Annotated in this window: 15 protein-coding genes; 2 read left to right on the top strand and 13 right to left on the bottom strand. The window is 64.5% G+C overall.

Annotated elements, in window-relative coordinates; genetic code table 11:
- Positions 1 to 59: 59 nt before the first annotated feature.
- Genes AC1ZQA_RS02515 through AC1ZQA_RS02495 form a run of 5 tightly spaced genes read right to left on the bottom strand, consistent with a single transcriptional unit; the run spans position 60 to position 7,056 of the window.
- A complete protein-coding gene (locus tag AC1ZQA_RS02515; RefSeq protein ID WP_482678273.1) occupies positions 60 to 833 on the bottom strand; it encodes an enoyl-CoA hydratase in 774 nt (257 codons plus the stop codon).
- A gap of 26 nt (positions 834 to 859) precedes the next feature.
- Positions 860 to 2,059: an acetyl-CoA C-acyltransferase gene (locus tag AC1ZQA_RS02510; RefSeq protein ID WP_482678272.1), complete on the bottom strand. Its 1,200-nt coding sequence runs from the start codon at positions 2,057 to 2,059 to the stop codon at positions 860 to 862.
- A gap of 21 nt (positions 2,060 to 2,080) precedes the next feature.
- Positions 2,081 to 4,480, bottom strand: a complete 2,400-nt coding sequence (locus tag AC1ZQA_RS02505; protein WP_482678271.1) for a 3-hydroxyacyl-CoA dehydrogenase/enoyl-CoA hydratase family protein — start codon at positions 4,478 to 4,480, stop codon at positions 2,081 to 2,083.
- Positions 4,481 to 4,498: 18 nt separating this feature from the next.
- A complete protein-coding gene (locus AC1ZQA_RS02500; protein WP_482678270.1) occupies positions 4,499 to 6,295 on the bottom strand; it encodes an acyl-CoA dehydrogenase C-terminal domain-containing protein in 1,797 nt (598 codons plus the stop codon).
- 50 nt (positions 6,296 to 6,345) lie between these two features.
- Positions 6,346 to 7,056 (bottom strand): TetR/AcrR family transcriptional regulator, encoded by a 711-nt coding sequence (locus tag AC1ZQA_RS02495; RefSeq protein WP_482678269.1) that lies wholly within the window; start codon positions 7,054 to 7,056, stop codon positions 6,346 to 6,348.
- 235 nt (positions 7,057 to 7,291) lie between these two features.
- On the opposite strand from AC1ZQA_RS02495, the gene AC1ZQA_RS02490 reads away from it, so the two are divergent.
- Together AC1ZQA_RS02490 and AC1ZQA_RS02485 are read left to right on the top strand one after the other, a co-directional pair.
- The gene (locus AC1ZQA_RS02490; protein ID WP_482678268.1) at positions 7,292 to 9,373 is read left to right on the top strand and encodes a molybdopterin-containing oxidoreductase family protein; all 2,082 of its coding nucleotides are present in this window, start codon (positions 7,292 to 7,294) and stop codon (positions 9,371 to 9,373) included.
- Positions 9,370 to 9,849, top strand: coding sequence for a protein tyrosine phosphatase family protein (locus AC1ZQA_RS02485; protein ID WP_482678267.1), 480 nt, complete (start codon positions 9,370 to 9,372; stop codon positions 9,847 to 9,849). The genes AC1ZQA_RS02490 and AC1ZQA_RS02485 overlap by 4 nt, the downstream gene beginning before the upstream one ends.
- Before the next feature lie 9 nt (positions 9,850 to 9,858).
- Here AC1ZQA_RS02485 and dsbD read toward each other — a convergent pair whose 3' ends face one another.
- The 8 genes from dsbD to rpsM form a co-directional block, all read right to left on the bottom strand.
- Entirely contained in the window at positions 9,859 to 11,847 is a 1,989-nt protein-coding gene (dsbD, locus tag AC1ZQA_RS02480) for a protein-disulfide reductase DsbD (RefSeq protein ID WP_482678266.1), read from the bottom strand.
- A 151-nt stretch (positions 11,848 to 11,998) separates the two neighbouring features.
- On the bottom strand, positions 11,999 to 12,781 hold the full coding sequence (locus tag AC1ZQA_RS02475) for an ABC transporter permease (protein ID WP_482678265.1): 783 nt from the start codon (positions 12,779 to 12,781) through the stop codon (positions 11,999 to 12,001).
- 28 nt (positions 12,782 to 12,809) lie between these two features.
- A complete protein-coding gene (locus AC1ZQA_RS02470) occupies positions 12,810 to 13,757 on the bottom strand; it encodes an ATP-binding cassette domain-containing protein (protein WP_482678264.1) in 948 nt (315 codons plus the stop codon).
- A gap of 107 nt (positions 13,758 to 13,864) precedes the next feature.
- The gene (rplQ, locus tag AC1ZQA_RS02465) at positions 13,865 to 14,260 is read right to left on the bottom strand and encodes a 50S ribosomal protein L17 (protein WP_482678263.1); all 396 of its coding nucleotides are present in this window, start codon (positions 14,258 to 14,260) and stop codon (positions 13,865 to 13,867) included.
- 97 nt (positions 14,261 to 14,357) lie between these two features.
- Positions 14,358 to 15,344 carry a DNA-directed RNA polymerase subunit alpha gene (locus AC1ZQA_RS02460; protein ID WP_482678262.1) on the bottom strand — a complete coding sequence of 329 codons (987 nt, stop codon included), beginning with the start codon at positions 15,342 to 15,344 and terminating at the stop codon, positions 14,358 to 14,360.
- Positions 15,345 to 15,467: 123 nt separating this feature from the next.
- A complete protein-coding gene (gene rpsD / locus AC1ZQA_RS02455; protein WP_482678261.1) occupies positions 15,468 to 16,091 on the bottom strand; it encodes a 30S ribosomal protein S4 in 624 nt (207 codons plus the stop codon).
- Between the two features lie 180 nt (positions 16,092 to 16,271).
- Positions 16,272 to 16,679: a 30S ribosomal protein S11 gene (gene rpsK, locus AC1ZQA_RS02450; RefSeq protein ID WP_482678260.1), complete on the bottom strand. Its 408-nt coding sequence runs from the start codon at positions 16,677 to 16,679 to the stop codon at positions 16,272 to 16,274.
- A 16-nt stretch (positions 16,680 to 16,695) separates the two neighbouring features.
- The gene (rpsM, locus tag AC1ZQA_RS02445) at positions 16,696 to 17,061 is read right to left on the bottom strand and encodes a 30S ribosomal protein S13 (RefSeq protein WP_482678259.1); all 366 of its coding nucleotides are present in this window, start codon (positions 17,059 to 17,061) and stop codon (positions 16,696 to 16,698) included.
- Between the last annotated feature and the right edge of the window lie 26 nt (positions 17,062 to 17,087).

The raw sequence follows: 17,087 nt of genomic DNA, 5'->3' as shown, positions 1-17,087 counted from the left end.
AAACGCAGGGCCGCCCCAGGTTTCCTTGACCCCCAGGTCGGCAGCCGTCACCCGTGTCGTCAAAGCGCTGAAAAATCCGGCTTGCGCTTCTGCAAGAAGGCCATCATCGCCTCGCGGGCCGCGGGCGCGCCCAGCAGGGCCTGGAACAGCGCCTCTTCCGCGCGCATGCGCGCCAGCACCGCCTGAGGCCCCTGGTCGCCCAGCCCCTTGAGCAAGCGCTTGGTCGCGCGCACCGACGGGCCGGGCAGCCGGGAGAACTTTTCCGCCTGCGCCACGGCAAACGCGCGCAGATCATCCGCAGGCAGCACGCGGTTGACCAGCCCCATCGCCAGGGCCTCGGCCGCGTCGAACGGCTCACCGAGCAGCAACTTTTCCGCCGCGCGCTGGTAGCCCGCAATCTGCGGCAGCAGCAGGCTGGATGCAGCCTCGGGGCACAGCCCAAGCTGCACGAAAGGCAGCACGAACTGCGCGTCGTCAGCCGCATAGACCAGATCGCAGTGCATCAGCAGCGTGGTGCCTACGCCGACCGCAAACCCCTGTGCCGCAGCGACCAGCGGCTTGTCCAGGCTGGCCAGATGGCGCAGGAACTGCAGCACGGGCGCGTCCTCGCCCTGCGGCGGATTGGAGACGAAGTCCTGCAGATCGTTGCCTGCGGTGAAGCTGCCCCCTTCGCCCGCAATCAGCACCGCCTTGACCTCCGCATCGCTGGCGGCGCGCTCGAAAGCGGCGTTCGCCTCCTCGTACATGGCCAGGGTGAGCGCGTTCTTCTTTTCCGGGCGATTGAACACGATGTGCAGCACGCCGCTGCGCAACTCCACAAGCATTGAACCCATGCCTTGTCTCCCGATTGGCGCTGATCTCAGACGTTCTCGAAAATGCCGGCGGCGCCCTGCCCGGTGCCGATGCACATGGTCACCATGCTGTATCTGGCCTTGCGGCGGCGCATGCCGTAAATCGCGGTGGCGGCACGAACCGCGCCGGTGGCGCCCAGCGGGTGGCCCCAGGCAATGGCACCGCCCAGCGGGTTGAGGACCTCGGGGTTGATGCCCAGATCCTTGACCACCGCGAGCGACTGCGCCGCAAAGGCCTCGTTGAGCTCGATCCAGCCGATGTCGTCGAGCTTGAGCCCGGCCTTTTCCAGCGCCGCGGGAATGGCGAACTTCGGGCCGATGCCCATGATCTCGGGCGGCACGCCGCGCACCGCGAAGCTGACGAAGCGCGCCAGCGGCACAAGATTGAAGGCCTTGAGAATCTTCTCGCTGACCAGAATCAGCGCACCCGCACCGTCGGAGGTCTGCGAGCTGTTGCCCGCGGTCACGCTGCCCTTGGCGGCAAACACCGGCTTGAGTCGGGCCAGGGCTTCGAGCGTGGTGTCGGCGCGCGGACCTTCGTCTGCGGTCATCTTGCGGGTCTTGATGTCGACCTCCGCGGTGCCGAGGCGCGGAAACTTCTCCACAATGTCCAGCGGGGTGATTTCCTCATTGAATTCACCCGCAGCCTGCCCGGCCAGCGCCTTCTGGTGCGAGGCCAGCGCAAACGCGTCCTGCTCCTCGCGGCTGACCTTCCATTGCTGCGCCACCTTCTCGGCGGTCATGCCCATGCCGTAGGCAATGCCCACGTGTTCGTTGTTGGCGAAGATGGACGGGTTGAAGCTGGGATGAAAACCGCCCATCGGCACCCGGCTCATGCTCTCGGTGCCGCCGGCGATCATCACATCGGCCTCGCCCACGCGAATGCGGTCGGCTGCCATCTGGATCGCGGTGATGCCCGAGGCGCAGAAGCGGTTGATGGTCACGCCGCCCACGGTGTCGGGCAGTCCAGACAGCAGCGCGCCGATGCGCGCCACGTTCATGCCCTGATCGCCTTCGGGCATCGCGCAGCCGATGATCGCATCCTCGATCAGCTTGGGATCGAGACTGGGCACCTGCGCCAGCGCGGCGCGGATGACATGCACCAGCAGATCGTCGGATCGGTAGTTCTTCAGCATCCCGCGCGGGGCCTTGCCGACCGGCGTGCGCGTTGCGGCAACGATGTAGGCGTCCTGGATTTGTTTGCTCATGTTGTTCTCCTGGTGGCGGGATCAGTTGCGCACCGGCTTGCCGGTCTGCAGCATGCCCATGATGCGTTCCTGGGTCTTGGCCTGGCCGAGCAATTCGCAGAAATGCTTGCGTTCCAGCGCCATCAGCGTGGCTTCGTCGGCCTGCGCGCCCTCTTCCACATCACCGCCGCACAGCACGGTGGCAATGCGGCTGGCGATCTCGAAGTCGTACGCCGAGATGAAGCCACCGTCGCGCAGATTGACCAGCTGCGCCTGGATGGTGGCCACACCATTGCGGCCGAGCACCGGGAAGGTCTGCCCTGGAATCGGCGGGCGGTAACCCGAATCCGCCATGCCCCGCGCCTGTGCAATGGCCACATGCAGCAGCTCGTGACCGTGCATCACGATGGCATCGCACGGCAGCAGGTAACCGAGGTTGCGGCTTTCCAGCGCCGACTTGCCGACCGTGGCCATCGCCGCCGCCTGGAAATAGGTCTTGAGGAAGTGCAGGATGTCGCCGCCCTTGGCCTCTTCTGCGGCGCGGCGGGCAAGGTAGGTCAGGCCGCCGCCACCCGGAATCAGCCCCACACCCATTTCGACCAGGCCCATATAGCTCTCGAAGTGCGCCACGCGCCGCGCGCAGTACACGCTCAATTCGGTGCCGCCGCCCAGCGCGATGCCCGAGACCGCGGCCACCGTGGGCACTTGCGCATAACGCAGGGTGAGCATCAGGTCCTGCAGTTTCTTTTCCTCGGGTTCGATCGCCCTGGGGCCGCCTGCCATGAAGGCCGGCATCATCGACTGCAGATCGGCTCCGGCGGAAAACGGCCCGCCCGACAGCGAGGTGGGCTGCCAGACCACCAGGCCCTTGTAGCCGGCCTCGGCCAGCGCGATGCCCTTGTGCAACCCGGCGATCACGCCCGGGCCGATGGTGTTCATCTTGGTCTTGAAGCTGGCCACCAGCACATCGTCCGCGCCGGGCGCGGTCCACAGCCGGATCGATTCGTCCTCGAACACGGTCGTGCCGGACTTCAGCGGCTCGGGCGCGTTCTCGCCGAGCACCGACTGCCGAAACACCTGCCGTGCATACACCGGCAGGCTGGAGCGGCCGACAAAGGCGTTTTTCGCTGCGGAATACGACCCTTCAGGCTTGTGCACCCCGTCCACCTGGCCCACCCACGCCGGCAGCGGCGCGCTGCACAGCGCCTTGCCCGCGGCGATGTCTTCGCTGATCCAGTCGGCAATCTGCTTCCAGCCTGCGGCCTGCCAGCTCTCGAACGGGCCTTCGTTCCAGCCAAAGCCCCAGCGGATGGCAAAGTCGAGGTCGCGCGCGTTGTCGGCGATATCGCCCAGATGCAATGCGACGTAATGCCAGACGTCGCGGAAAATGCTCCAGAGGAACTGCGCCTGCGGGTTGCTCGACTCGCGCAGCAGCTTGAAGCGCTCGGCCGCGGGCTTCTTGAGCATGCGCACGACGATGTCGTCGGCCTTCCCGCCGCTGGGCACATAGTCGCCCTTGGCCGGGTCGAACTTGAGGATGTCCTTGCCGACTTTTTTGTAGAACCCGGCGCCGGTTTTCTGCCCCAGCGCGCCGTTGGCCACGAGGGTCTGCAAGACTGGCGGCGTGGCGTAGAGCGCAGCGAACGGGTCCTTGTCCAGCGGCAGGGTGTCCTGCATGGTCTTGATGACGTGCGCCATGGTGTCCAAGCCGACCACGTCGGAAGTGCGGAAGGTCGCGCTCTTGGCGCGGCCGAGCTTGGAGCCGGTGAGGTCGTCGATCACGTCGAAGCCCAGGCCGAATTTCTCGCCTTCCCTGATGACCGCCAGGATGGAGAACACCCCCACGCGGTTGGCGACGAAGTTGGGCGTGTCCTTGGCGCGCACCACGCCCTTGCCCAGGGTGGTGGTGAGGAAGGTTTCCAGCCGGTCGAGAATCGCGCCGTCGGTCTGCGCGGTCGGGATGAGCTCGACCAGATGCATGTACCGCGGCGGGTTGAAAAAATGCACGCCGCAGAAACGCTTGCGCAGATCGTCTCCAAAGCCCTCGGACAGCGCGGTGATCGACAGCCCCGAGGTGTTGGAGGCGAAGATGGTGTTGGCGTCCAGATGCGGCGTGACCTTCTTGTACAGCTCGTGCTTCCAGTCCATGCGCTCGGCAATCGCCTCGATCACCAGATCGCAGCCTTGCAGCAATGCGAGGTCGGTGTCGTAATTGGCCTGGGTGATCAGACCGGCCTCGGCCACATCGCCCAGCGGCGCCGGGCTGAGCTTTTTCAGATTGGCCACCGCCTTGTCGACGATGCCGTTCTTGTTGCCATCCTTGGCGGGCAGATCGAACAGCACGACCGGCACGCGGGCGTTGACACAGTGCGCGGCGATCTGCGCGCCCATGACACCGGCGCCGAGCACCGCAACCTTGCGGACAGGAAGAGTTTGAGTCATTGCGGTTCCTTCTAAGAATCAGGCGAACACCGCCTCGGTGTCCATGAGGGATTTGGCGCCGCTGCGCGCCATGCGAATGGCCGCGGCCGATTCCGGATAGAGCCGTGCGAAGTAGAACCGTGCGGTCTGCAGCTTGGCCTGGTAGAAGGGTGAAGCGTCTCCCGCGGCAATTTTTTGCAGCGCCACCTGCGCCATGCGGGCGAAAGCGTAGGAGAACACCACATGCCCGGCCACGCGCAGGTAGGGCACGGCAGCGGCGCCGACCTCGTCCTTGTTGGTCATGGCCTTCATGCCCAGTTCCATCGTGAGCTTCTGCATCTTGTCGGCCAGGTCGGCCATGGGGTTGATGAATTCCTGCATGGCTTCGTTGACGCCCTCTTCCTCGATGAAGTCGGTGAGGATCTTGCCGAACTTGCGCATGCGCGCGCCGCCGTCCATCAGCACCTTGCGGCCCAGCAGGTCGAGCGACTGGATGGTGTTGGTGCCTTCGTAGATGAGGTTGATGCGCGCGTCGCGCACGTACTGTTCCATGCCCCATTCGCGGATGTAGCCATGCCCGCCGAACACCTGCAGACACTCGTTGGTGGCCTGCAGGCCGTTGTCGGTGATGAAGGCCTTGACAATGGGGGTCAGCAGCGACACCAGATCGTCCGCATCCTTGCGCTTTTCGGCATCGGGATGGTGCAGCGCCTGGTCGAGCAGCAGCGCCACCCAGTAGGCGAGAAAGCGACCGCCCTCGGCCCAGGCGCGGGCGGTCAGCAGCATGCGGCGCACGTCCGGGTGGACGAGGATGGGGTCGGCCGGCTTGTCCGGCGCCTTCGGGCCGGACAGCGCGCGCATCTGCAGTCGGTCACGGGCGTAGGCCAGTGCGTTCTGATACGCCACTTCGGTCAGCCCCAGCGACTGCATGCCCACGCCCAGCCGCGCGCCGTTCATCATCACGAACATCGCCGCCAGGCCCTTGTTGGGCTCGCCGACCATCCAGCCGGTGGCGTTTTCCAGGGTCATCTGGCAGGTGGAGTTGGCATGGATGCCCATCTTGTGCTCGATGCCCGAGCAGAAAATGCCATTGCGCTCGCCCACCTTGCCGTCGGCCGTCGGCACGAACTTGGGCACGATGAACAGCGAAATGCCCTTGCTGCCCTCGGGCGCGTCCGGCAGCTTGGCCAGCACCATGTGCACGATGTTGTCGGCCAGATCGTGCTCGCCGCTGGAGATGAAGATTTTCTGCCCGCTCAGGCGATAGCTGCCGTCGGCCTGCGGCACGGCCTTGCTGCGGATCAGACCCAGGTCGGTGCCGCAGTGCGGCTCGGTCAGACACATGGTGCCAGTCCACTGCCCCGCCACCAGCTTGGGCAGGTACAGGTCTTTCTGCTCGGTGCTGCCGTGCGCGGTCAGCAGCTCGACCACGCCCTGCGTCAGGCCGGGGTACATGGTCCAGGCCTGATTGGCCGCGTTCTGCATTTCATGCACCGCGCTGCCCACCAGGTGCGGCAGCCCTTGCCCACCGTATTGCGGGTCGGCAGTCAGCGCGGTCCACCCGGCCTGCACGAACTGATCCCACGCAGACTTGAAGCCCTTGGGTGTAGTGACGGCATGCGACTGCACGTCATAGTGGCAGCCTTCGATATCGCCGCTGGCGTTGAGCGGCTGCAGCACCTCGCTGCAGAACTTGCCCGCTTCTTCGCAGACCTGGTTGATCAGATCGGCGTCGACCTCCTGATAGGGCGGCAGCGTCTTGAGGGTGCCGACCGCATCGAGCACCTCGTGCATGACGAACTGCATGTCGCGCAGCGGCGGAGTGTATTGGGGCATGGGGATCTCCTTGGAATTCGGATGGATGACAAAACGGTTCTATGAGCGGCTCAGTGCGCCACATCGCCCTGCGCCGCCTGGGATGCATGCGCCTGGCAGGGCGTGAGCAGCGCCAGTCCAGCGGGTGTGGCCTGCGCGCGCAGCAGGGCATCGAGACTGCGGCAGGCCAGCGCCAGGCTGTTGGGCAGTCGCAGCAGCCGGGCGTCGTGGTGCAGCGCCAGGATGTAGCCGTGGATCTGAAACATCAATTGCTGCGGGTCGGTGTCGGCCTTCAGATGACCGCACTCGATCGCCTGGGCAATGGCGCGGCGCACTGCATCGTGCCAGGTCTGGATCATCGCCACCAGCGCCTCGCGCACCGGGCCAGGGCGATCGTCGAACTCCACCGCGCTGGAGATGTAGATGCAGCCGGTCTCCATTTCCACGCTCACCCGCTGCAGCCAGCGCTGCACCATGGCCGCGAGTCGCGGCATGCCGCGGGGCTGCGCGATGGCGCGATAGAACACCTCCTGCTCGAACTGGTCGTGATAGGAGCGGATGACCGCGATCTGCAAGTCCTCGCGCGAGCCGAAGTGCGCGAACACGCCCGACTTGCTCATGTCCATGCGATCGGCCAGCACCCCGATGGACAGCCCCTCCAGGCCGATGCGCCCGGCCATCTGCAGCGCACAGTCGATGATCGCCTGCCGCGTCTGCCGTCCCTTGGCCGAGCCGCTTGGCGCGCCTGCTTCAGGCACGGAGGTTTTCGCCAGACTTTCCATGATTGGCTGGCCTGCAGGCGATTTGCGCGGCGCGCGGCGTGCAGAAACAGTGGGGCGGCTGGGATTCATGTGGAACGGAGGGCTGGGGAATGCAGGATTAAAAAACGAACGGTCGTACTATTTCTGATTCCCGGCGGTTTGTCAACCACACATCACGCAAACGGGATTGCCGCCTACACTTTCAGAGGGCGGTGCGCACTGATTGCCGCCCACTGCCCTGCTCCGGAGATCCGCCATGCCTGACCTCGCCCCCCCACCACTGGAGACCGTGGTGCGCGCTGCCTGCCCGCACGACTGCCCCGACACCTGCGCGCTGCTGGTCACGGTGCAAAACGGTGTGGCCATCAGCGTGCGCGGCGACCCCGACCACCCCACCACCCACGGCAAGCTGTGCACCAAGGTGTCACGCTACACCGAGCGCACCTACCACCCGGGCCGGCTGCTGCAGCCGATGCAGCGTGTCGGCCCCAAGGGCAGCGGGCAGTTCGCTCCCATCAGCTGGGACGAAGCGCTGGACACCATCACCGCCAGGCTCAAGGCCATTGCCGCGCGCGACCCGCAGGCCATCCTGCCCTACTCCTACGGCGGCACCCTGGGCTTCGTGCAGGGCGAGAGCATGGCCGCGCGCTTTTTCCACAAACTCGGCGCCAGCCTGCTCGACCGCACCATCTGCTCGACCGCGGGCGAGGCCGGGCTGAACGCGGTGATCGGCGGCAAGCTCGGCATGGATGTGGAGCAGTTCGCGCACAGCCAGCTCATCCTCATCTGGGGCAGCAACAGCATTACCAGCAATCTGCATTTCTGGACTTACGCGCAGCAAGCCAAGCGCAACGGCGCCCGGCTGGTGTGCATCGACCCCTGGCGCAACGACACCGCGGAAAAATGCCACGACCATGTGCAACTGCGCCCGGGCACCGACGCGGCGCTGGCGTACGCGCTGATGCACGAGCTCATCGCGCACGACTGGCTGGACCACGACTACATCGCGCGCCACACCGTCGGTTTCGATGCGCTCAAGGCGCGGGCGCTGGAGTGGCCGCCCGAGCGCGCGGCGCAGGTGTGCGGCGTGCCGGTCGAGCAGATCCGCGCCCTCGCGCGCAACTACGGCACCATGTCCCCGGCGGCGATCCGCATGAACTACGGCCTGCAGCGCGTGCGCGGCGGCGCCAACGCGGTGCGCGCGATCGCCTGCCTGCCTGCGCTGGTCGGCGCGTGGCGGCACGCCGCCGGCGGGCTGCTGATGTCGAGCTCCAACCATTTCAAGGTCGATACCGCGGCGCTGGAGCGCCCCGATCTGCTGGCCGGGCGCACCCCGCGCACCATCAATATGGTGACCATCGGCGACGACCTGCTGCGCGCATCCTCACCCGAATTCGGCCCGAAAATCGAGGCGGTGATCGTCTACAACAGCAACCCGCTGGCGGTCGCGCCCGACGGCGACAAGGTGCGGCGCGGCTTTGCCCGCGACGACCTGTTCACCGTGGTGCTCGACCACTTCCAGACCGACACCGCCGACTACGCCGACATCCTGCTGCCGGCCACCACCCAGCTCGAACATCTGGACGTGCACAAGGCCTACGGCCACCGCTACTGGCTGGCGAACAACCCCGCGATCGCCCCGCTCGGGCAGGCCAAGCCGAATACTGACATCTTCCGTCTGCTCGCCGCGCGCATGGGCTTCACCGACCCCTGCTTTGCCCAAACCGATGCGCAGATCGCCGCGCAGGCGATCGCCGCCGACCCGCGCAACGGCAGCATCACCTGGGAGCAGGTCCAGCGCGACGGCTGGGCGAAGCTGCCCGGCGCGCCCGCGCCGTTCGCGCACGGCGGCTTTCCCACGCCCTCGGGCAAGTGCGAATTCTGGTCGCAGCGCGAGGCCGACGCCGGGCGCGACCCGCTGCCCGCGGTGCTGCTGCCGTATGAATGCGCAGACACCACGCCGGAACTGGCCGCGCGGTATCCGCTGGCGATGATCTCGCCGCCGGCGCGCAACTTCCTCAACACCAGCTTCGGCGCGGTCGACAGCTTGCGCGCCAGCGAAGGCGCGCCCGCGCTGCTGATCCACCCGCAGGATGCGGCAGCGCGCGGCATCGCCGACGGCGCTGCCGTCATCGTGCACAACGACCGCGGCAGCGTGCAGCTGCAGGCACGCATCACTCCTCGCACCCGCCCCAGGCAGGTCGTGGGCCTGGGCATCTGGTGGCGCAAGCACAGCCCCGATGGCAAGAATCTCAACACCCTCACCCACCAGCGTCTGACCGACCTCGGCGCCGGGCCATGCTTCTATGACTGTCTGGTGGAGGTCACGGCGGCATGAGCGAGGCTCCAGCGACCCGCATGGACGCCGAGAGCACAGTGCAGGTGTTTGATGGACTGTGGTGCTCGGGTCAGCTCAGTGCCGCCGACATTGCGCGCCTGCCTGGCCTGGGCATCGCAACAGTCATCAACCTGGCGCTGCCCACGTCGAGCAATGCGTTGAGCGGCGAGGCCGAGCGGGTGACTGCGCTGGGGATGAACTATGTGCAGATTCCAGTCGCTTGGGATGGGCCGAAGCTGCGGCACTTCGAGCAGTTCGTCGGCGTGATGGCCGCGCTGGGGGATCAGCCCGTCTGGCTGCACTGTGCCAAGAACATGCGGGCCTCGGCCTTCGTCTATCTGTACCGCAGACTGGTCAGAGGCGAACCGGAGGAACAGGCAGCTTGGCCGATGCGCATCATCTGGACACCGAATCCCATCTGGCAGCACTGGATCGACAGCGTCTGCGCTGCGCGCGGCCTGACGCCACCGCGCTGAACACGCCCCTCAAACCCCCGCGCGCTGCATCGACGCCAAAAACGTCTTGGCGTCCTCGAACCCCACCACGCGGCCGACCTCTTTGCCGTCCTTGAAAAAGATGATGCCCGGCGGGCCGAAGAGCTGAAAGCGCTTGAGCAGTTCTTTGTCTTCGGCGGTGTTCTTGGTCACATCCGCCTGCAGCAGCGTAAACCCGGCCAGGCGCTGCGCCACGGCTGGGTCGGTGAAGGTGAAGTGCTCCATTTCCTTGCACGACACGCACCAGTCGGCATAGAAGTCGAGCATCACCGGCTTGGTGCTGCTGGCCACCACGCGGTCGAGATCGGCCACGGTCTTGATGCGCTGAAACTGCACCGCAGGCGCTGCGGCCACGGGGCCTGCGCCACCGCCCAGGCCTGCGAGCGGCTGCAGCAGATTGCGGTTGCCCGCCGCCAGTCCGACCAGCAGGATGGCGCCCACGACCGCCAGCGCCACGCCAAAGCCCTTGAACAGCCGCTTCCAGCCAGAAGCGTCCAGTGGCAGACTGTCGAACGCGCGCAGATAGCTGGCGCTGACCAGCAGCAGCAAGGCCCACAACGCCATCAGCAGCCAGGTCGGCAGCACCGGGGCGATCATGTAGAGCGCAGTGGCGATCAGGAGCACACCGAAGAACGCCTTGACGCCGTCCATCCAGCCGCCAGCCCGTGGCAGCAGCGTGCCCGCGCCCAGGCCCACCAGCAGAAGCGGCAAGCTCATGCCCACCGCCAGCGAAAACAGCGCCACGCCGCCGATCAGCGCGTTGCCGGTCTGGCTGATGTAGAGCAGCGCACCGGCCAGCGGCGCGGCCACACAGGGCCCGACGATGAGCGCGGAAATGCCGCCCATGATGAATACCCCGGCAAAATGCCCGCCCTGCATCTTGTCCGACGTGGAGGACAGCTTGCTCTGCAGACTGCTGGGCACCTGCAGTTCATAGAAGCCGAACATCGACAGCGACAACACCACCAGCAGCAGCGCGAACACCGACAGCACCCACGGGTTCTGCAGCGACGCAGCCAGCCCCTGGCCCAGCAGACCGGCCGCCACGCCGAACGCGGTGTAGACCACGGCCATGCCAAGCGAGTACGCCACGGCCAGCGCAAACCCTCTGCCGCGCGAGACCTTCTCGCCCTGCCCGACGATGATGCTCGACAGAATCGGGATCATCGGCAGCACGCAGGGCGTGAACGCCAGCAGCAGCCCGAACACCAAAAACATCGGCACGATGGTCAGCAGGCTGCCTGATGCCAGCGCCGCGCCGATGCGCGACGACTCGCCGCCCTGCGCCACGGCGGATGACGATGCAGACGCCGCGGGCACATCAGCCCGAGAAGCCGTCGGCGCGGAAGCCGCTGCGGGTGAGGACGCTGCCCTTGCCCCGCTTGCCGCCCCCATCAAGCCGGCAACCAGTCCGCTGGCGCCGTTGCTGCCCGCCACGGGCGCGGCTGCGCCGCCTTGCGCATCCGGCTCGGAAATGCTGACCGTTCCATTGCCACCAAAACCACTCAGGCTCACCGTGGCGAGCTTCTCGATCGGCGGATAGCACAGCCCTGCGTCGGCGCAGCCCTGATAGGTCACCAGCATCTTGAACGTGGCCGGTGCCTTGAGCACGGGCAGCGGGATGGACACCAGATCGCGGTAATGCGCCACGTCATGGCCGAGGTTCTTGTCGAAAATGACATGTGCCGGTGGAAAGCCGGGCTTGCCCAGGTCCACTCCCGGGGTCTGCGATTCGAAATGGAATCGCTCCTGGTACATGTAATAACCCTGGTGCGCCTTGAACTGCAGCAGCACGGTCTTGGCATCCTGCGCCTTGGCGGTGAACTGGAACGCCTCGTCCGGCGGCAGGAAGTCGCCCTGCTGCGCTTGCGCCGCAGGCAGCAGCACCCCGGCCCAGAGCATGGAAACGCCGAGCAACAGGCGGGCGAGCAGCACCCAGTATCGTGCGTGGTGCGGGGTGGATGTGGCGCGATCGGGCATGAACCGTCTCCTTTGAGTTGTTGTGTCGTCGGCCGACGCTCCCGAACCTGACACTGTGGGTCGGCACGCGCTGCGGCGAACAGCAAAATATAAGTCTTGAGTCATATTTGAATCCGTCGGGAATTGCCCTGCGTCGCACACGGGCACACAATCACGCCCGAAAACGCCGCTGCGTGAGTGTGCGCGCCAGCCACCACGCCACCAGCAGATCGAGAACCAGCACGGCCAGATGCAGCCCTCCCTTTGCGTCGAACTGGCCGAAGAACAATGGGCGCACCAGTTCGACCGCGGCATGCAAGGGCAGCACTTGCGCCAGCCACTGCAAAGGCAGCGGCAGCGCAGTCAGCGGGAAATACACACCCGACAAGAAGGTCATCGGCGTGAGAACCAATGTGAAGTAATAGGTGAAAAAGTCATAGCCGCGCGCCTTGGCATTGACGATGAGCCCAATGGCCGAGAACACCAGCCCGGTGAGCAACAGCAGCGGCAAGGCCAGCAGCAGAGTCCACTGCCGGCTGATCCCCAGCAACACGATGACTGCCAGGATGGCCACCCCGCTGAGCATGGATTTGCTCGCCGCCCAGGTGAGTTCGCCCAGCAGCACATCGTCCAGCGATGTGGGCGTCACCCGAATCGCATCCCAGGTCTTTTGCACATGCATGCGCGAGAACGCCGAATACAACGCCTCGAAGCTGGCCGCCATCATCACACTCATGCAGATCGCACCTGAAGCCAAGAACTGGATATAGGGCACGCCATGCACCTGACCGATCAGTGACCCGACGCCAAAGCCAAAGGCCACCAGGGTGATGAGCGGCTCGGCGATATTGCCCACCAGGCTGGGTATGGCGAGTTTTTTCCAGACCAGAAAATTGCGCTGCCAGATGGGGAAGAAGCGCAATCGGCGTCGCTCTGTGATGGTGGGCAGGGACATGGGCGGGACGGTATTGGGCCAGGGCGACTCAGTCGCGCAACTGTCGCCCGGTGAGTTTGAGAAAGACATCTTCCAGATTGGCCCGGCGATGGATCACACGCAGACCCGACAGCGCCTCCAGCGCATGCAGTGCCGGCGCCGCGTGGTTGGTGTAGGCGAACAGGCCGTCTCCACTGCGCTCCAGGCGTTGCACCAGCGGACGCAGCAGTTGCTCCGCGGTGTCCAGGCCCTCACCGTCCATCTCGATGACTTCGGCCTCGACCTGCGCGGCGATCAGCGCACGCGGCGTGTCTTCTGCAATGCGGCGGCCGTGATCGAGCACCAGGATGCGATGGCACAGCCGCTCGGCCTCGTCCATGAAATGGGTCGTCAGCAACAGCGACTTGCCCTGCGCGGTCAGCACCTTCAGCCGCTCCCAGATGAGGTGCCGCGCCTGCGGATCGAGCCCGGTGGTCGGCTCGTCCAGAAAGATCAGGTCCGGGTCGTTGACCAGGGCACGCGCCAGACTCAGGCGCCGTCGCATGCCGCCGGACAGCTCGCTGATGCGTGCCTTCGCCTTGGATTCCAGCGCAGCAAACGCCAGCAACTGCGGCAGACGCGGCCGCAGCTCGGCGTCGCGCAATCCAAAATACCGCCCGAACACCATCAGGTTCTCTTCGACCGTGAAATCGGGATCGAGGCTGTCGAACTGCGTGACCACACCCACGTGCAAGCGGGCACGCCGCGCGTTGTCCGGCACCGGCTCGCCCATCAGCAGGATGCGTCCACTGTCCGGCTTGGCCAGGCCCAGGCAAAGCTGAATCGTGGTGGTCTTGCCCGCCCCATTGGGGCCGATGATGCCGTAACACTCCCCGGGCTTGAGACGCAAGCTCAGGCCATTCACGACCTGCAACTGGCCGTAGCGCTTGTGCACGGCATCGAGCTCCAGCAAAGCCGGGGCGGGTTCTGGCGCGACGTGAGGCAGGAAATCTGGCATGGCAGGAGATGCTACGGGGCGGCCGTGCAATCTGCCGCGCTCCAATGAAAAAACGCCAGCAGGTGCTGGCGTTCTGGGCAGGTTGGAGGGGCAGAGAAGCCGTCACCTTACTCCGACTTGTCTTCCACCGGCGCTGCATCCACATCGGGGCGATCGACCAGTTCGATCAACGCCATCGGCGCGTTGTCGCCCACGCGGAAGCCGAATTTCAAGGTGCGGGTATAGCCACCCGGACGGGTTTCGTAGCGCGGCCCGAGCACGTTGAACAGCTTGGTCACCGAGTCGCGATTGCGCAGGCGGTCAAATGCCAGACGACGGTTGGCCAGAGACGGTTTCTTGCCCAGGGTGATGAGCGGCTCGACCACGGCGCGCAATTCCTTGGCCTTGGGCAGCGTGGTCTTGATGGCCTCATGCTCGATCAGCGCATTGGCCATGTTGCGAAACATGGCCTTGCGATGGCTGGAGGTGCGATTGAGTTTGCGAAGTCCGTTTCCGTGACGCATGGTGCTTTCCTTTCTTTATGAATGAGGGCCAGCCGGATCAGGTACTGGCCTTGCACTGCCGGATACTCCATCCGGCGAATCTGAATGAATCTGTGAATCAGCGCTTGTCCAGGCCGCTGGGCGGCCAGTTCTCGAGCTTCATGCCCAGGGTCAAGCCACGGGCTGCCAGCACTTCCTTGATTTCGTTCAAGGACTTACGGCCGAGATTCGGGGTCTTGAGCAGCTCGGTTTCGCTGCGCTGGATCAGATCACCGATGTAGTAGATGTTCTCGGCCTTGAGGCAGTTGGCCGAGCGCACGGTCAGTTCAAGCTCATCCACCGGGCGCAGCAGGATCGGGTCGTAGGTCTGCGCGCCAGCAGCAGCTTCGGTCGCCTCGGTGGTTTCGGCACCTTCCAGGCTGGCAAACACCGACAGCTGCTCCACCAGAATGCGGGCAGAAGAACGAATCGCCTCTTCGGCACTGATGACACCGTTGGTCTCGATTTCCATGACCAGCTTGTCCAGATCGGTCCGTTGCTCCACGCGCGCGCTCTCCACGGCGTAACTCACGCGCCGCACGGGAGAGAACGACGCATCCAGCACGATGTGTCCGATGCTCTTGCCACCTTCGTCACCGTAATTGCGCAGGGTGCCGGGCACATAGCCGCGTCCCTTTTCCACCTTGATCTGCATGTCGAGCTTGCCACCCTGCGACAGATGCGCGATCACATGATCCGGATTGATGATCTCCACGTCATGCGGTGTCTGGATGTCGGCAGCAGTCACCACGCCCTCGCCTTCCTTGCGCAGTGACAGGGTGACTTCATCCCGGTTGTGCAACTTGAGGACCACACCCTTGAGATTGAGCAGCACGCCGATCACGTCTTCCTGCAGGCCGTCGACCACGGAGTACTCATGGAGCACCCCGTTGATGCTGACTTCCGTCGGGGCATAGCCGACGAGCGACGACAACATCACACGACGCAACGCGTTGCCGAGAGTATGTCCATAGCCACGCTCGAACGGTTCAAGAACGACCTTGGACCGGTTGTGGCCGAGCGATTCAACCTGAATCGATTTGGGGCGAAGTAGTGCTGTTTGCATGAGGCTTCCTGTTCAATACCCTCCGCTCGTTACGCGGATAAGGCCGAGGTGAGCAGTCGCCGCCGGAACCGGCGCGACACAAACACGCCCTGGCAAGGACCAAGGCATGACAAACAAAAAAGATCAGCGGGAATACAACTCGATGATCAGCGACTCGTTGATATCGCTCGCAAAGGCGTCGCGATCCGGCGATTTCTTGAACACGCCTTCCATCTTGGCGGCGTCAACCTGGACCCACTCAGGAAATCCATTGGACTCGGCCAGTTTCACCGCCTCCTGGATCCGCGCCTGGTTGCGTGACTTTTCGCGCACGGCAACCACGTCGCCAGCCTTCACCTGCGCGGAAGGAATGTTCAGCAACTTGCCATTCACGGTAATGGCGCGGTGGCTCACCAATTGCCGGGCTTCGGCGCGGGTGCTGCCATAGCCCATCCGGTAGACCACATTGTCCAGACGCGACTCCAGCAAACCCAGCAAGTTGGCACCCGTGTTCCCGGAGCGGCGCTGAGCTTCTTCGTAGTACCGACGAAACTGGCGTTCGAGCACGCCGTACATGCGCTTGACCTTCTGCTTTTCACGCAGTTGCTTGCCATAGTCGGAGGTGCGGGCACCCGATGTGCGCCCATGCTGGCCGGGCTTGGTTTCCAGCTTGACCTTGGAGTCAATACCGCGGCGCGCACTCTTGAGAAAGAGATCCGCACCTTCGCGGCGTGTCAGTTTGCCTTTGGCACCAATAAAACGAGCCACTTGGAATTCCTTTCAATACTGCCATGCCATTCATTGCATGGGAGCCCGACAAGGTCGGGCAGTGGGCTTAACGAAAACACGCTCAGCCGCCAACCGGATGGCAAGCCGAGCGAGCAGGTGAAATTGAATCAGCGATGCGTTGCGTTGCGATGGAAAACCATGAGCATCAACGCGTCGACATCAGACGCGACGGCGCTTCGGCGGGCGGCAGCCGTTGTGTGGAATCGGGGTGACGTCTTCGATGAGGGTAACCTTGATGCCCAGATTGTTCAATGCACGAACCGAAGATTCGCGACCGGGGCCCGGGCCCTTGATGAACACTTCCAGATTCTTGATGCCGTATTCGAGAGCGACACGCCCAGCCTGTTCGGCTGCAACCTGCGCTGCAAAAGGCGTGGACTTGCGCGATCCCTTGAAGCCTTGCGCTCCCGAAGAGGAAGCGGACAACGCGTTGCCCTGACGGTCTGTGATCGTGATGATGGTGTTGTTGAACGACGCATGCACATGCGCAATGCCGTCGGACACGTTCTTCCGAACTTTCTTGCGGGCCCGTTGAGCAGCGCTGTTCTGAGTGGATGGTTTAGCCATTTGCTTGGATCCTTACTTATTTCTTCAGCGAGATGCTGCCCTTGCGCGGGCCCTTGCGCGTGCGTGCATTGGTGCGCGTGCGCTGGCCGCGAACCGGCAAACCTCGGCGATGACGAAAGCCACGGTAGCAACCCAGGTCCATCAAACGCTTGATGTTGACCGAGATCTCACGACGCAGATCACCTTCGATGGTGAGCTTGCCGATTGCATCCCGCACCTTTTCAAGCTCGGTGTCGGTCAGGTCCTTGATGCGCTTGTTGTAAGGAACACCAGAAGCATCACAAATGGCACGCGCTGTCGTGCGGCCAATTCCGTAAATCGCCGTCAGGCCAATCTCGGAGTGTTGTTGTGGCGGAATGTTGATACCAGCAATACGTGCCATTGAATACCTCGAACTTCAAAAATTAT

The organism is Thiomonas sp. DCM-2, from assembly GCF_056820905.1.
This window is presented reverse-complemented; position numbering and strand designations above follow the sequence as displayed.

What these genes read in the sequence shown, in the direction of transcription:
- AC1ZQA_RS02515 (WP_482678273.1), bottom strand. Translation starts at nt 833, where the DNA reads ATGGGTTCAATGCTTGTGGAGTTGCGCAGCGGCGTGCTGCACATCGTG.
- AC1ZQA_RS02510 (WP_482678272.1), bottom strand. Translation starts at nt 2,059, where the DNA reads ATGAGCAAACAAATCCAGGACGCCTACATCGTTGCCGCAACGCGCACG.
- AC1ZQA_RS02505 (WP_482678271.1), bottom strand. Translation starts at nt 4,480, where the DNA reads ATGACTCAAACTCTTCCTGTCCGCAAGGTTGCGGTGCTCGGCGCCGGT.
- AC1ZQA_RS02500 (WP_482678270.1), bottom strand. Translation starts at nt 6,295, where the DNA reads ATGCCCCAATACACTCCGCCGCTGCGCGACATGCAGTTCGTCATGCAC.
- AC1ZQA_RS02495 (WP_482678269.1), bottom strand. Translation starts at nt 7,056, where the DNA reads ATGGAAAGTCTGGCGAAAACCTCCGTGCCTGAAGCAGGCGCGCCAAGC.
- AC1ZQA_RS02490 (WP_482678268.1), top strand. Translation starts at nt 7,292, where the DNA reads ATGCCTGACCTCGCCCCCCCACCACTGGAGACCGTGGTGCGCGCTGCC.
- AC1ZQA_RS02485 (WP_482678267.1), top strand. Translation starts at nt 9,370, where the DNA reads ATGAGCGAGGCTCCAGCGACCCGCATGGACGCCGAGAGCACAGTGCAG.
- dsbD (WP_482678266.1), bottom strand. Translation starts at nt 11,847, where the DNA reads ATGCCCGATCGCGCCACATCCACCCCGCACCACGCACGATACTGGGTG.
- AC1ZQA_RS02475 (WP_482678265.1), bottom strand. Translation starts at nt 12,781, where the DNA reads ATGTCCCTGCCCACCATCACAGAGCGACGCCGATTGCGCTTCTTCCCC.
- AC1ZQA_RS02470 (WP_482678264.1), bottom strand. Translation starts at nt 13,757, where the DNA reads ATGCCAGATTTCCTGCCTCACGTCGCGCCAGAACCCGCCCCGGCTTTG.
- rplQ (WP_482678263.1), bottom strand. Translation starts at nt 14,260, where the DNA reads ATGCGTCACGGAAACGGACTTCGCAAACTCAATCGCACCTCCAGCCAT.
- AC1ZQA_RS02460 (WP_482678262.1), bottom strand. Translation starts at nt 15,344, where the DNA reads ATGCAAACAGCACTACTTCGCCCCAAATCGATTCAGGTTGAATCGCTC.
- rpsK (WP_482678260.1), bottom strand. Translation starts at nt 16,679, where the DNA reads ATGGCTAAACCATCCACTCAGAACAGCGCTGCTCAACGGGCCCGCAAG.
- rpsM (WP_482678259.1), bottom strand. Translation starts at nt 17,061, where the DNA reads ATGGCACGTATTGCTGGTATCAACATTCCGCCACAACAACACTCCGAG.